Origin of the sequence: Acidiphilium sp. 34-64-41 (assembly GCF_002282635.1) — a bacterium.
GTDB lineage: Bacteria > Pseudomonadota > Alphaproteobacteria > Acetobacterales > Acetobacteraceae > Acidiphilium > Acidiphilium rubrum.
Genome location: NZ_NCJX01000052.1, coordinates 14,598 through 29,903 on the forward strand (window position 1 = coordinate 14,598; position 15,306 = coordinate 29,903).

At 64.8% G+C, this 15,306-nt stretch carries 10 protein-coding genes; 6 read left to right on the forward strand and 4 right to left on the reverse strand.

All coding sequences use genetic code 11. The features are described from left to right. Window positions 1-71: 71 nt before the first annotated feature. From infB to B7X49_RS11565, 3 genes are read left to right on the forward strand one after another with little or no spacing between them, the layout of a single operon-like run. Window positions 72-2,771, forward strand: coding sequence for a translation initiation factor IF-2 (infB, locus tag B7X49_RS11555; protein WP_286703920.1), 2,700 nt, complete (start codon window positions 72-74; stop codon window positions 2,769-2,771). Next, complete coding sequence (gene rbfA / locus B7X49_RS11560) at window positions 2,741-3,220, forward strand: 30S ribosome-binding factor RbfA (protein WP_286703919.1); 480 nt, start codon at window positions 2,741-2,743, stop codon at window positions 3,218-3,220. The genes infB and rbfA overlap by 31 nt, the downstream gene beginning before the upstream one ends. Next, on the forward strand, window positions 3,217-4,176 hold the full coding sequence (locus B7X49_RS11565) for an L-threonylcarbamoyladenylate synthase (protein ID WP_286703918.1): 960 nt from the start codon (window positions 3,217-3,219) through the stop codon (window positions 4,174-4,176). The genes rbfA and B7X49_RS11565 overlap by 4 nt, the downstream gene beginning before the upstream one ends. Window positions 4,177-4,318: 142 nt before the next feature. Here the strand turns inward: B7X49_RS11565 and B7X49_RS11570 are convergent, their stop codons facing one another. Then, the gene (locus B7X49_RS11570) at window positions 4,319-5,605 is read right to left on the reverse strand and encodes a chloride channel protein (protein WP_286703917.1); all 1,287 of its coding nucleotides are present in this window, start codon (window positions 5,603-5,605) and stop codon (window positions 4,319-4,321) included. A 264-nt stretch (window positions 5,606-5,869) separates the two neighbouring features. On the opposite strand from B7X49_RS11570, the gene B7X49_RS11575 reads away from it, so the two are divergent. After that, window positions 5,870-9,328, forward strand: coding sequence for a DEAD/DEAH box helicase (locus B7X49_RS11575; RefSeq protein WP_286703916.1), 3,459 nt, complete (start codon window positions 5,870-5,872; stop codon window positions 9,326-9,328). 277 nt (window positions 9,329-9,605) lie between these two features. Here B7X49_RS11575 and B7X49_RS11580 read toward each other — a convergent pair whose 3' ends face one another. Continuing rightward, window positions 9,606-10,385 carry a M48 family metallopeptidase gene (locus B7X49_RS11580; protein ID WP_286703915.1) on the reverse strand — a complete coding sequence of 260 codons (780 nt, stop codon included), beginning with the start codon at window positions 10,383-10,385 and terminating at the stop codon, window positions 9,606-9,608. 97 nt (window positions 10,386-10,482) lie between these two features. Then, window positions 10,483-11,442: a nucleoside hydrolase gene (locus B7X49_RS11585; protein ID WP_286703914.1), complete on the reverse strand. Its 960-nt coding sequence runs from the start codon at window positions 11,440-11,442 to the stop codon at window positions 10,483-10,485. Between the two features lie 299 nt (window positions 11,443-11,741). Between B7X49_RS11585 and B7X49_RS11590 the strand changes: the two genes are divergently transcribed. Continuing rightward, entirely contained in the window at window positions 11,742-14,033 is a 2,292-nt protein-coding gene (locus B7X49_RS11590) for an FdhF/YdeP family oxidoreductase (protein WP_286703913.1), read from the forward strand. Between the two features lie 234 nt (window positions 14,034-14,267). Further along, on the forward strand, window positions 14,268-14,498 hold the full coding sequence (locus tag B7X49_RS11595) for a hypothetical protein (protein ID WP_286703912.1): 231 nt from the start codon (window positions 14,268-14,270) through the stop codon (window positions 14,496-14,498). Window positions 14,499-14,734: 236 nt separating this feature from the next. On the opposite strand, the gene B7X49_RS11600 is transcribed toward B7X49_RS11595, so the two are convergent. Next, complete coding sequence (locus B7X49_RS11600) at window positions 14,735-15,157, reverse strand: hypothetical protein (protein ID WP_286703911.1); 423 nt, start codon at window positions 15,155-15,157, stop codon at window positions 14,735-14,737. Window positions 15,158-15,306 lie beyond the last annotated feature (149 nt).

Genomic DNA, 15,306 nt, shown 5'->3' on the forward strand with positions numbered 1-15,306 from the left:
TTTGGCGATGCGTGCGGCTGGTGCCGCGGGTTACGAGACTAAGAAACTGAATTGAATACGGACCGGATTGTATGAGCGACGAGCAGGATCAAGGCGAAACCAAAGGGCGGCTCTCGCTGCGGCCGGCGAACCGGACCGAGCTTGGCCGTACGGTCGATGCCGGGTCGGTGCGGCAGAGCTTCAGCCATGGCCGCTCGAAAGTGGTGCAGGTCGAGGTGCGCAAGAAGCGCGGCGGTGCCCCCGGTAGCGCCAGTGAATCCACCGCGACCCGGCCGGCGCCCGCGCCGGTGCGTGGCGGCAATACCGTGACACCGGTGCCGCGCAGCCTGACCGCGACCGAGCAGGCCGCGCGCCAGCGCGCCGTGGCCGAGCAGCAGCGCGAATCCGCCAAGCGTGATGCCGAACGCCGCGAGCAGGAGACGATTTCGATCCTGTCCGCCGCCGAAGAAGCGCGTCGCCGCGAGGAAGAGGCCGCCAAGGTCGCCGAGGAAGAGAACCGCAAGCGGATCGAGGAAGAATCGCGCCGCCGCGAGGAAGAGGCCGCCAATCCGCCGGCCGCGCCGGTTGCCGAGCCATCCGAATCAATCGAAGCACCGGCCGCGACCGACGCCGCACCGGCAACGCCAGCGCCGGCCCCACCGGCAAGCGCGCCGCCGCGCCGGGTTGATGCCGCGACCGCGCCACGCCGGCCGGCCACGACCACGCCGGCCGCAGCCGTGACGCCGGAGACCCTGCGCCTGAAAGCCGGCCGTGGCCGCGAGGATGAGGATGAGGCGCCGCGTGTCGCCCGCCGCCCCGGTGGCGGGGGCGGTGCATTGCCGGCGCGCAAGCCGGTTGCGGCACCCGCGAAGAAGGTGGTGGATGATCGTCGCCGCGGCGGTGCCCGGATCGATGTGCAGGCCGCCATGTCGGGCGAGGATGAGCGGGTTCGTTCGCTCGCCTCGGTTCGTCGGCAGCGCGACCGTGAGCGTCGCCAGGCCGAACTCGAAATGCTCCGTTCAGATCAGGTGCGCGTTGTGCGAGATGTTATTCTGCCCGAGACCATTACGGTCCAGGAACTGGCCAACCGTATGGCGGCACGGGTGCCCGACGTCGTCAAATCCTTGATGAAGCTGGGCGTGATGGCGACCGCGACGCAATCGATCGATGCGGATACCGCGGAGATCGTGGTCGAGGAATTCGGCCACAAATCGAAGCGCGTTTCGGAAGGCGATGTTGAAATCGGCCTCGAGGGCGTGGTGGATGCCGATGCCGACATGCGGACACGGCCGCCGGTGGTGACCATCATGGGCCATGTCGATCACGGCAAGACCAGTTTGCTCGATGCGCTGCGCTCGACCAGCGTTGCCGCCGGCGAGGCGGGGGGCATTACCCAGCATATCGGTGCCTATCAGGTGACTCTGCCGAGCGGTGAGCGCATGACTTTCATCGATACGCCGGGCCATGAGGCGTTCACCGCGATGCGGGCGCGTGGCGCGCAGGTGACCGACATTGTCGTGCTGGTGGTGGCCGCCGATGATGGGGTGATGCCGCAGACGATCGAGGCGATCCGCCATGCCAAGGCGGCGAACGTGCCGATTATCGTTGCGATCAACAAGATCGATCGGCCGGACGCCAACCCGACGCGGGTGCGCAGCGAGTTGCTGCAATATGACATCGCGGTCGAGGAAATGGGCGGCGAGACGCAGGATGTCGAAGTGTCCGCGCTGAAGCGCGAAGGGCTCGACCGGTTGCAGGAAGCGATTTTGCTGCAGGCCGAAATTCTGGATCTGAAGGCCAATCCGGATCGCAGCGCGGAGGGTGCGGTGATCGAATCGCGGCTCGATCGTGGACGCGGGCCGGTTGCGACCATCCTGGTCCAGAAGGGCACGCTCAAGCAGGGCGATATCGTGGTGGCGGGGACCGAACAGGGCCGCGTGCGGGCGATGCTCGATGAGCATGGCAAGCCGGTGACCAGTGCCGGGCCTTCCGTGCCGGTCGAGATTCTGGGCATGTCGGGCGTGCCATCGGCCGGTGAGGCGTTCGTGGTGGTCGAGGACGAGGGAAGGGCGCGCGAGATCGCCGAGTTCCGTCAGCGCCGTCTGCGCGAGACCAACGCGGTGGCCGGTGCGGCGGCGCGCGGCACGCTCGATCAGATGCTGGCGCGCATTCAGGCCGGTGAGCAGAAGGAAGTTGCCCTGCTGATCAAGGCCGATGTGCAGGGCAGCGCCGAGGCGATTCAGGCGCTGGTGACCAAGCTCGGCAATGACGAGGTGCGGGTGCGGGTGCTGCTGGCCGCGGTTGGGCAGATCACCGAGAGCGACGTGCAGCTTGCCAAGGCGTCGGATGCGATCGTGGTCGGCTTCAATGTTCGGGCCAATGCGCAGGCGCGCGCGCTGTCGAACCGGGACGGCGTCGATATACGGTATTTCAGCATCATCTATCAGGTGGCTGACGACATCGAAAAACTGGTCAAGGGCAAGCTCGCGCCGGTGCATCGTGAGAAATTCCTGGGCTACGCGGAGATCCGCCAGGTGTTCAACATCACCAAGACCGGCAAGGTGGCGGGTTGTTATGTCACCGAAGGGCTGGTCAAGCGCGGCGCCGGCGTGCGGCTGTTGCGCGAGGGCGTGGTGGTGCATCAGGGCGAGCTGTCGCAGCTCAAGCGGTTCAAGGACGATGTGCGCGAAGTGGCGCGCGGCTATGAATGCGGCCTGTCCTTCGCCGGGTTCGGCGATATTCGCGAAGGCGATGTGGTGGAATGTTACGAGACCGAACTCGTTCCAGCATGACCGGTGCGGGCAGGGGCCGGGGCAGCACCGACCGGGCCAGCGTTGCCGGCAAGGTGCAGGACGGCCCGTCGCAGCGGATGCGGCGGGTGGCCGAGGACATCAGGCATCGGCTTTCGGCCGTGTTGGCGCGCACCGAGTTTCGTGATCCTGATCTGATCGGGGTGCATCTGACGGTTGCCGAGGTGCGGATGAGCCCGGATTTGAAGCACGCGACGGTGTTCGTCTCGCGGCTGGGCAATGTTCCGACCGATCCGCTGCTGCCGGCGCTCAAGCGGGTCGGGCCGTTTCTGCGCAGCGCGATCGGGCAGGGGATGCGGACGAAATTCGTGCCCGACCTGCATTTTCAACCCGATCTGGCGCTCGATGAGGCGACCAGGATCAACCGGTTGCTGCATAGCCCGGAAGTGGCGCGCGACCTGCCGCCGGCCCCCGAACCCGACGAGGCATGACCGAGGTTTTGCGCGATGATGCCGATGGCATCGCGCGGGCGGCATTGTTGTTGCGAACGGGTCGTCTGGTCGCGTTTGCCACCGAGACGGTTTATGGGCTGGGGGCGGATGCGACCGATGGTGATGCGGTTGCGGGGATTTATGCGGCGAAGGGGCGGCCGCAGTTCAATCCGCTGATCTGCCATTTTCCCGATGCGGCGCAGGCTTTTGTTCATGTGATCGCGGATGAGCGGGCGCGGCGTCTGGCTGAAGCGTTCTGGCCGGGGCCGTTGACGCTGGTGTTGCCGCGCCGTGCCGGGAGCGGGGTTTCCAGCCTGGCGGCGGCGGGGCTGGCGAGCCTGGCGGTGCGGGTGCCGGGCCATGCGACGGCGCGCGCGGTGATCGAGGCGGCGGGTGTGCCGATTGCGGCACCTTCGGCCAATCGGTCCGGCCGGCTGAGCCCGACGTGTGCGGCGCATGTGCATGGGGATCTGGCCGGGCGGATTGCGGCGGTGCTCGATTCCGGGGCGGCCAGCGTGGGGGTGGAATCGACCATTGTCGATCTGACCACGGCGACAGCGACGATTCTGCGGCCCGGCGGTGTTGCGCGTGAGGCGCTGGAGGCGGTGATCGGGCCGGTTGACTATGCCGCCGATGCGGGGAGGATTATCGCGCCGGGGATGATGCGGTCGCATTACGCGCCGTCGCTGCCGATCCGGCTCGATGCCGTGGCACCTAGTGAGTCGGAATCGTGGCTTGGGTTCGGGCCGGCGGTGGTTGCGGCGCCGGTGGCGGTGAATTTATCGGCGGCGGGTGATCTGCGGGAGGCGGCGGCGCATTTGTTCGAGGCGCTGCATCGGCTGGACGCGGCATCGGTGGCGGCGGGATTGGCGGGGATTGCGGCGGCGCCGGTGCCGCATGAGGGGTTGGGGGCGGCGATCAATGATCGGTTGCGGCGGGCGGCGGCGCCTCGGTGAGGGAGAAGGATTCTTCTTTTTTGTGAACAAAAAAGAAGCAAAAAAAACTTCTTTAATTCGGGCCCGTGCCGGTCCCAACGCCCGTGCCCCAGATTAAAGAAAGTTTTTTGCTTCTTTTTTACAAAAAAGAAGTGCTTCCCTTCTACTGTCCGACCGCAGAGACGGGCACAGAATGCTCAACCACCCGAAGAAACTGCTGCGCCATTGCGTGATAGACCGGTGTTTTGCAGACCAGCCGCGAGGCCATGGTGCCGAGGATGGCGGCGATGCCGACTGGGACGGTCATGGCGGGGTTGGCGGTCATTTCGATGACGATGGCGGTTGCGGTGAGCGGTGATTGCACGACGCCGGAGAAATAGCCGGCCATGCCGATCATGGCGAAGCTTGAGACTGGCAGACCGGGCAGGAGGTGGGCGAAGCCGGTGCCGATGCCGACGCCGACCGCGAGCGAGGGGGCGAAGATGCCACCGGGAATGCCGGACAGGTAGGAGACGAGGGTGGAGAGGAATTTCAGCGGCGCGAAATCGAGCGGCGGCATGATGCCCTGGGTGAGTGCGGCGCGGGCCTGGCCGTAGCTGGCGTCGAACACCTGGCCGTGTGAGGCGAAGCCGATGGCGGCGAGGATCAGCCCGCACAGGGCGGCGAAGGCGACCGGCCGGTTGGTCGCGAGGCGGTTGATCGGGCCGGGCATGAATTGCGCAGGTTTGACCAAGATGCGCGCGAAGGCGCCGCCGGCGATGCCGCCGATGCCAGCGCAGACGGGAACCGCAAGCCAAGCCGCGCCGATCGGCAGGGAGGCCGGGGACAGGCCGAAATACGGGTGGTAGCCGAGCGCGAGGAACAGGGTGACGCCGCTGACGAAGGCGGCCAGGATGATCGAGCGGACTTGCCGATCATCGAAACTGCGGGCCATTTCCTCGATCGCGAAGATGATGCCGGCGATCGGCGCGTTGAAGGCGCAGGTGATGCCGGCGGCGCCGCCGGCCAGGATGAGCAGGCGTTGCAGGGCGTGGCTGCGTTCCAGCCCCATGCGGCCGCAGATATTCATCACCGCGCAGCCGATCTGTACGGTCGGGCCTTCCTTGCCGATCGAGGCGCCGACCATGAAGCCGAGCAGGGTGAGCAGGAATTTGCCGGTGGCGATCCGCAGGGAGAGCACGGCATCGACGCCGGTGGCATCCTGCATCTGGAGTGCGGCCATCGCCTGGGGAATGCCGGAGCCTTGCGCGCCGGGGAAGACGCGGCGGGTGAGGGTGACGATCAAGGCGAAACCGGCGGGGCAGAGGATGAACACGATCCAGCGATGATGCGCGGTGGCGCGGGCGAAGATTGTGCTGGCCTGATCGACGCCGAGGCCGAAGGCGATGGAGATCAGGCCGGTGATGATGGCGGCGAGAGCGAAGATGAGGTTCCGCTTGGTGGTCGCCATTCGTACTGCCTCCTTCGGGATCATGCCTGCGCGCTTGGTATGCCGGGGCGGGATCGGGGCGGCAAGGTTCGCGCGGTGGCGGGGTGCGGGCGAGGGTTCGGTTCGGTGAAAAAAAACGGATATGCCGACGTTGGTTGAACCCGACCCCCTTGGGTTCAGGGCAAGGTCCTCTATAACGAGGGGTCCGGTCGGGCGAATGGGCGGCCAAGAGAAGAGGTGTATGGATTTGTTCGTTCCTGAATTGCTGCAACGTCGTGTGATCTCGTGAGCCGGTCTGCCGAATCGCCCGGGGCGCTGCCGATGCTGGATGTGCTCGCGGGCTTGATCCCCGAAAAATTGCCGTCGATCTTCGGTCACGAAACCGTCGTGCGGGGACGGGCCTATGCCAAGCGGGGGCAGGTGGCGTCGGTCGCGCTGGAAAAATCCGGCACGGTGCTGACCGCCGAGGTGATCGGCACCGAACCGCTGCCTTATCGGGTGCGGGTTTCGGCGCGTCGTGGGGTCAGGGGGTTTTTGTTTGCGGGCGATTGTAGCTGCCCGGTTGCGGACAATTGCAAGCATGTCGTGGCGACGTTGCTGCACGCGGCCCAGCCCGATGTGCGCAGGCGCCTGGCGGCGGCGCAGACAGGTGCCGCGCCGGTCACCGGCAGCCTGTCGCCGCGGTTGCAGATCTGGATGAACGACCTGCGGTTGGCGCAGGCGGGGGCGGATGAGGAATATCCCGCGGATATCCACCAGCGGTTGATGTATGTGTTCGAGCCGCTGTCCGGCCCTAATCCGCAGGTGTCGGACATCGGGATCGAGGCGGTTTCGGTGCGCCTGCTCAAGGATGGCAGTCTTTCGACCGTGACGTCGTCCTATGATCCGGGCACGCTCGATGATCGCGGCGTCGGCGGGACGAAGTTTCTGCGCCCGTCGGACCGGGAAATCCTGCCGCGCCTGTCGCGCATGGCGCAGCGGGGGGCGACGAGCGGGTTTGTTGTGCGGCTGAGCGGGGTCGAGGGGAACGCGCTGCTGCACGCGATTCTGGCGACGGGGCGCGGCCGGTGGGAGGCGGTGAACGGCGTGGTGATGCAGGCGGGGCCGCCGCTGGAGGCCGGCATTGTCTGGGCGCTGAACGAGGATGGCAGCCAGAGCCCGACGTTCGAGCTGCCGGACACCGGGATTGCGGTGCGCCTGACGCCGCCGTGGTGCATCACGCCCGATACGGGGCTCGCGCAACCGGTGCGGACCGGGCTGGCGGATCGGTTGGCCGACACGCTGCTCGCGGCACCGCCGGTGCCGCCCGAGCAGGCCGAGGCGCTGCGTGCGCGGCTGGCCCGCGATGTGCCGGCGGTGGCACCGCACGCGCCGCCCGTGCTGGCGGCGCCGGAGGAGATTGCGGTGCCGCCGGTGCCGGTGCTGCGGATCGAGCCGCGCCGAATCAGCATGCCGTCCTGGATGGGCGGTTATCGCGATCTGCACGGCGCGGTCATGACCATCAGTATCGCCCGGCTTGGGTTTCGCTACGGCGATTTCGAGGTGGCGGCGCACGATGACCGCACGCTGCCGCGCTTTACCAAAGGTGCGGCGATCTTTGCGGTTGTCCGTGACGAGGCGGCCGAAGCCGATGCCATGCGGTGGCTGACCAGATTGGGGTTCAGGGCGGCGACGGGTGCAGCCAGTGGGTCGGCGGGCGATCTGATCCTGGCTGGCGGCGACGTCGATTCCGAACTTGAGTGGCTGGAGTTTTTCTATCACGACGCTCCGCAGCTGCGGGCGGCGGGCTGGGTGGTGATCAGCGCCGATGATCTGCCGGTCCGGCTGGTCAAGGGCGATGACGCGCCGCTCACCGCATCGCTCAGCGAACGCACCGAGGCCACGGGCAGCGGGGTCGACTGGTTCGATCTCGATCTGGGCGTGGTGGTCGATGGCGAGCGGATCGATTTGTTGCCCGCAGTGATCGATCTGATCGGCAGCGAGGGGTGGTCGCTGGAGGATTGGGGCGCGGGAGATGGCGATGATGCCGATCTGGATGACGATGGTCCGGATGATTCGGACGAGCCCTTCTATCTGCCGCTGCCGGATGGCCGCGTGTTCGCGCTGCCGCGCGCGCGGCTGCTGCCGATTGTCCGCGCGATCCATGATCTGCTCGCCGCGACGCCGCGCGACGGGGCGGGCAAGTTTCGGGTTTCCACCTACGATGCGGCACTGCTCGCGGCGCTCGAACAGGCGAGCGCTGCGGCCGGCACGACCTGGTCCGGCGGCGAGCCGCTGCGCCGGCTGGGGCGCATGCTCGGCGAGACCGGCAGTATTCCGCCCGCCGTAATCCCGCCCGGTTTCACCGCCGATCTGCGGCCGTATCAGGCGCAGGGCGTCGATTGGTTGCAGTTTCTGCGCCAGGGCGGGCTGGCAGGGATTCTGGCCGATGAGATGGGCCTGGGTAAGACCGTGCAGGCGCTCGCTCATATTCTGATCGAACAGGTCGAAGGCCGGCTCGAACACCCGGCGCTGATCATCGCGCCGACCAGCCTGGTGGTGAACTGGCAGCGCGAGGCCGAACGCTTCGCGCCGGCGCTGCGCGTGCTGGTGCTGCACGGGCCGGATCGGGCCACACGGTTTGGCGAGATCGCTGCGCATGATCTGGTGATCACCACCTACCCGCTGCTCGCCCGCGATCATGAAGTGCTGCACGCGCAGCAATGGCATATGGTGGTGCTCGATGAAGCGCAGATCATCAAGAATCCCAACGCCCTGACCTCGCGCCTGATGCGCGGGCTGCAGACCAGGCACCGGCTGTGCCTGACCGGCACGCCGCTCGAAAACAACCTGGGCGAATTGTGGTCGCTGTTCGCGTTTCTGTCCCCCGAACTGCTCGGGGATCGGAAGAATTTCCAGAAGCGCTGGCGGAATCCGATCGAAAAACAGGGCGATCCCGAACGCCAGCAACTGCTCGCCCGCTACGTGCGCCCGTTTCTGCTGCGCCGGACCAAGGCGCTGGTCGCCGCCGAACTGCCGCCCAAGACCGAAATCGTCGAATCCGTCACCATGGAGGCCGAACAGCGCAATCTGTACGAAGGCATCCGCCTGACCATGCACAACAAGGTGCGCGAGGCGATTGCCGCGAAAGGCCTGGCGCGCAGCCATATCGTGATCCTCGAAGCGCTGCTGCGCCTGCGCCAGACCTGCTGCGATCCGCGCCTGCTCAAACTGCCGGGCAACCGGGCCGAAGGCGTCGCTTCCGCCAAGCTCGACCGGCTTGCGGAAATGGTGCCGGAATTGGTCGCCGATGGCCGGCGCATCCTGATTTTTTCGCAGTTCACCAGCATGCTCGCCTTGATCGAAACCATGCTCGCCGAAGCCGGGTTGCGTTGGGTCAAACTCACCGGTGACACGCGCGACCGGCAAACCCCGATCAGCCAGTTCCAGGGCGGCGACGTGCCGATTTTCCTGATCAGCCTGAAAGCCGGCGGCGTCGGCCTGAACCTCACCGCGGCCGATACCGTGATCCACTACGACCCGTGGTGGAACCCCGCCGTCGAAGATCAGGCGACCGACCGCGCCCACCGGATCGGACAACCCAACCCCGTGTTCGTGCACCGGCTGGTGGTGGCCGATAGCGTCGAAGAAAAAATGGAATCACTCAAATTGCGCAAACGCCAACTCGCGGAAGGCCTGTTCGATAACGCCGCCAGCGACACACTCGCCTTCAGCGAAGCCGACATCGACGATTTGTTCTCGTAACATGGGCAGCGTTTGGCGACTGGCGGTGGGTGGTGCCGAGGGAAAGCAAGGCGGGGGGCTTTGCCCCCTCGACCCCCACTAAGGGCGGAGCCCTTAGAACCCGCTAGTTTTAGGCAAGGGGAGGGCGCTGCCTGGGACTTTCAGCTGATCTGGCCTGGGTCGCCCTCCCCTTGCCTAAAACTAAAGGATTTTAAAGGCTCCGCCTTTAACGGGGTCCAGGGGCAGAGCCCCTGGCCTTGCTTCTTCTAGGCGCCACCCATCATCAGTCGCCATACGTTTACCAGTTGTTGTCGGGGTCGAAGTCGGTGTTGTCGGGGGGTTGGCTGTTATCGTTCCAATCGGGTGAGCCGGTCAGGCCGTCGTCGCGATCGGGGGCTTGGGGGTCGGGTGGTGCGGTGCCATCGTTGCGGTTGGTGTTTGAGTTGCCGAGCATATCGCCGACGATGCGCTCGCCGACAACGAAGGCGGCGCCGGTGGCGAGGCCGGAGAGCAGGGCACCGCCGAGGCCTGACCCGGTGGCGGTGGGGCCGGTGGGTCCGTAGGGGGGTTGGTTGCCCATGCCCATGTTTTGGTTGCCGAAGCCGTAGGGCGGGGGTGGGCGCATGGTGGTTTGGCGGGCCCGGCGGATGATCCGCACGATGAAGAATACGGCCAGCAGGGCGATGATGATCAGGCCGAATTTGTTCATGTGAAAGCCGCCGGGGGCGAGCGGTGCGGGTGCCGGGCTGGCGAGGTGGGCTTGCAGGGCGGCGACTTTATCGGGTTTGGCGAAGGGCAGGCCGGGGGCTGCGGATTCTGCTTTGGCGAGTGCTGTGCGGGCGGCGGGCAGGTTGCCGAGCGCGTCCTGGGCTTCGGCGGTGAGATACCATGCGACGCCGCTTTGCGGATGGGCGCGCAGGATCGGCCGCAGGTCGGCCAGGGCGGTGCGCGCGTGGCCATCCGCGATCATGATCTGGATTTGTTGGGGTGTTGCGGCGGTTTGGGCGGATGCGATGCCGTGGCCGAACATGAGCAAGACAGCGACGGCGAGGCTGCGGATCAACGAACGGCCCGTCATGGGGACCTCCTGGTAGGGTGCGACATTCCGTATATAGGAATGATGTCCGCACTATACAGCTTCGTGATCGGTGCTGCCAGATTGTGTTCGGCGCAGGTCAGTCCTGTTCCAGCGTTCTGAACAGCATCGATTTGAAGCGTGCGATGTCGATGCTGCGGCAGACGTCGATGGGCGGGAGTGTGTGTGCCCAGGTGGGGTCGTTGGCGTGTTGGCCGGTGGTGCCGAGTTCATCGATCAAGGTGGCGCCGCGGGCGAGGCCGTCGAGCGGGATGGCGACGCCGCAGCGTGTGGTGTGCGTGACGATCGATGGGTCGAGGGCGACGGCCATGGCGACGGGGTCGGGCAGGGGCAGGCCGGGTTCGGCCTGGGTTGCGGTTGCGGCGCGCAGGGCGGCGCGGGAGCAGGCCATGGCGAAGCGGGCGGTGGCGTGGTGGGAGGTGGTGAGGCGGGCCATGTCATCGGCATCGAGGCAGGCGGCGCCGCGCGAGAGGTCCCAGCCGACCAGGGTGATGGGCATGCCGGAGGCGAGCACGATGGCGGCCGCTTCCGGATCGCACCAGATATTGTATTCGGCGGCCGGGGTGACGTTGCCGATGCTGCCGGGGTTGCCGCCCATGATGGTGCAGCTTCGGACCCAGGTGGCGAGTTGCGGCTCGATTCGCAGGGCGAGGGCGATGTTGGTCAGCGGGCCGAGGGTGACGAGGTCGATCGTGCCGGGGGTGGTGCGGCAGCGTCGGATCAGTTCGAAGACCGCCGGTTCGGGTTCGGCCTGGTGGGTGGGGGGTGGGAACCCGACGTCGCTCAAGCCATCGGCGCCGTGGAAATAGCCGGCATCGGCGCGGGGTTTCAGCAGCGGGCGGTCGGCGCCGCGATAGACCGGCACGCGGGCACCGCAGAGGTCGAGCACGATGCCGGCGTTGATGGCGCCTTGCCGGACATCGACATTGCCGCTGACGATGGTGATGGCCTCGATCCGCACGTCCGGCGTGCGGAGGGCCATGATCAGGGCGATGGCGTCGTCGGAGGCGGTGTCGGTATCGATGATCAGGGTGCGCATGGGCGGGTTATCGGGTGCTGCGAAGGGGAAGGGAAGGGCTTCTTTTTTGAAAAAAAGAAGCAAAAAACTTTCCGACCCTGGGGCACGGGCGTCGAAACCAGCACGGGCCCAAATTAGCAAAGTTTTTTTTGCTTCTTTTTTGTTCACAAAAAAGAAGACTCTTCCTCCCCTTACCCTTCGCTACCACGGATCATCGCGCGGCCCCCGGCCAAACCCATGCTGCATTGCGACAGAAAGCGGTTGCGTTATCGGCCGAAATCCCCAATGTCCCTTCATCATACCACTTGAGGATGTATCGCATGGCCGAGCAGGACGAGATTTTCGCACCCTACGATGCACCGGCCGGTGGGTGGGGCGCGCTGGCCGCGACCGCGAAGGCGCTGCGGCGGCAGAGCGTGGTGGCGCGGGGCGGCAAGGCGCTGCTGGCGGCGAACCAGCCCGAGGGGTTCGACTGCCCGGGTTGTGCGTGGCCTGATCCGAAGCATACGTCGTCGTTTGAGTTCTGCGAGAACGGTGCCAAGGCGATTGCTTGGGAAGTGACCGACAAGCGCGTGACGCGCGCATTTTTCGAGCGTTACACGGTGACGGAATTGCTGGCAAAGAGCGATCTCTGGCTCGAGGAGCAGGGACGGCTGACCGAGCCGATGCGCTATGATGCGGCGAGCGATAAATATCTGCCGATCGCGTGGGATGACGCGTTCGCGCTGATTGCGCGGCACATCAATGCGATGGAGCATCCCGATCAGGCGGAGTTCTATGTTTCGGGCCGCACCTCGAACGAGGCGGCGTTTCTGTTTGCGCTGCTGGGACGGTTGGTGGGCACCAATAATTTCCCCGATTGCTCGAACATGTGCCATGAGCCGACCAGCCGCGGGCTGCCGCTGTCGATCGGGATCGGGAAGGGGACGTCGGTGCTCGAGGATTTCGAACACGCCGACATGATTCTGAACATCGGCCAGAATCCCGGCACCAATTCGCCGCGCGCGATGGGCACGCTGCGTGAGGCGGCCAAGCGTGGCGCGCGGATCGTGGTGCTCAACCCGCTGCGCGAGCGGGCGCTGGAGCGGTTTGCCGACCCCAAGAGCACGCAGGACATGCTGTCGAACGGGGCGAAGATCGCGCATCTGTACTGTCAGGTGAAAGTCGGCGGTGATGCGGCGGCGCTCAAGGGCATCATGAAGCTGGTGATCGAGGCGGATCGCGCCGGCAAGGCGGCCGGGACCGGCGGCGTGCTCGATGAGGATTTCATCGCGGCGCATACGCATGGGTTCGCGGATTTCGTCGCCGATCTGGATGCAACGCCGTGGGAGGACATTGTTGCGACATCCGGCTTGAGCCGCGAGGTTTTGCAGCAGGTCGCGACGATTTATTGCGAGTCCAAATCGGTCATTCTGATGTACGGCATGGGCATTACTCAGCATCAGCATGGTTCGGAAAATATCCAGCAATGCGTTAATCTTTTGCTGCTGCGGGGCAATATCGGGCGTCCGGGCACCGGGATTTCGCCGGTGCGCGGGCATTCCAACGTGCAGGGCGATCGGACCGTCGGGATCGATGAAAAACCAACCGCGGCGTATCTGGACCGGCTGGGTGCGGTGTTCAAATTCGAGCCGCCGCGCGAACACGGCCATGGCGTGGTGACCAGCATCGAGGCGATGATGCGGGGCGAGGTGCGGGTGTTTCTGGCGATGGGCGGCAATTTCGTGGCCGCCGTGCCCGATACGCCGGTGGCCGAGGCGGCGATGCGCCGGCTGCATCTGACCGTGGGCGTCACCACCAAGCTCAATCGCGGCCATCTGGTGCATGGGCAGGATGCGTTGATGCTGCCGTGCCGGGCGCGCAGCGAGTTCGATGAACAGGGCGGCGTGCTGCAATCGGTCACGGTCGAGGACAGCATGAGTTTCGTGCATGCGTCGGGCGGGTTGCTGGAGCCGGCCAGCCCGCATCTGATGTCGGAAGTGGCGATCGTCTGCGGCATGGCCAAGGCGATTTTCCCGGATCGTTATACGCATATCGACTGGGATGGGTATGCCGCGAATTACGATAAGATTCGCAACGATATCGAGGCGGTCTATCCCGAGCTGTTCCGCGATTTCAACCGCCGGGTGCGCGAACCCGGCGGGTTCCGGCTGCCGAACCCGGCGAGCGAGCGGATTTGGAAGACCAAGACGGGTCGGGCCAATTTCCTGGTGTTCAAAGGCGTCGCCGAGGATACCGCGCGGGCGGCGGAGCCTGGTTTGTTGCGCCTGGCGACGCTGCGCAGCCATGACCAGTACAATACCACGGTCTACAGCAACGACGATCGGTATCGCGGCATCAAGGGCGACCGCATGGTGGTGTTCATGAACGAGGCGGATATGGCCTCGCGCGGGATCAAGCCGGGCGGGAAGGTGCGGCTGCGGACGGTTTCGACCGATGCGACGATCAGGATGGTCGAGAATCTGACCGCGATTGCCTATAATATTCCGAGCGGATCGGTCGGGGCGTATTATCCCGAGACCAACCCGCTGCTGCCGCTGTATCACCATGACGAATTGGCCGAGACACCGGCGGCCAAGTCGATCCCGGTGATCGCCGAACCGATGGGCTGAGCGTGGTCGATCGGCGTCAGGCGCTGGCGGGGCTGGACGCGGCCGATCCGCTGGCCGGGTTCCGCGATGCGTTCAACCTGCCGGAAGGCGTGATCGATCTGGATGGCACTTCGCTCGGCGCGCTGCACGACATGGCGTCACTGACCGAAGCGGCGCATGGCGCTGGGGCATTGATGTTGCGGGATCTGGCGCAACAAGCTGGCACGCGGGCTTCTGCTTGCGATCCTGGCCACCGTGAGTGGGTGCAATTTCAATCGCGGCAGCGTCACTGTCTTCGGACCCCGCGATGGTCTCGCCGGCACCGATTTCTACCCCCAGATCGCCGTGATCATCCAGCTGGAACGCTCCGTCGCGATACGCAATCTCTCAACTTGGGTGCTCCACCAGACCACCGAGACCGCCTGCGACGTTGCGAGCCGCCCTATCACGGCCGCTCGCTCCGCCGAGACGAGCCGCGCGCACTGAAAAATGGAAAATACCGGCTATTTCAAGGGAGATGTTACCACGAGTGAAGACCTGGCGCGGATCCGAACCAATCCAGGCATAGTCGCTCGCATGCACAGCTTCGGCTTCAATATCCCCCGAAGCCAAAAAGACCGGTACGATGAGACAAGATCGATACGGCGCAGCACTCGCCGGACTCCGCTACCCCCTCTCACGCCTCACTATACCAGAGCGTTGAACAGCCGTGATGATGCGGGTTACGACGACCTCTGTTGATTGTTCTCAAATTTTGAAGACAAGAGCGTGTCGGAGACAAGGTTAACCTCACCGGCGAGGTTGATTGCCAAGATAACCTTATCGAGATCGTCGTTGTGGAAGACGTCGGTGCGGCGGGTTAATTTGAGGTGAACCGTCGGTATCGAATAGATTTCGAAATTTTTTGCCTTATCGACATAAATATCGAAATATGGGGTCACAGAAGCGAAATATCCCAATTTAGAAATTTGATATATTTTAAAATCATTATAATTGCCAATGTGTTCCATAGTAAAATTTTTCGATAAATTATCGTCTGTGCTGCCAATCTTGCAGAATTGCTCAGCAACACCAACAAAATAATTTGTTGAGTTTTGCGCAATTTTAACTTTAGAACGGTAAAATTCTTCAACTGATGAATGCATATGTGGAAATGGATTTTTATTTTTCAAAAATCCAAAAAAACCCTTCCAATAATCCGTGCCTATCCGGTTAAGTCAGACACCCACTACATGTGGGGTGGACCCATGCTCCCGAATAAAGCTGGGCATAGGTTGGCGCCTCGGCGCCGCCC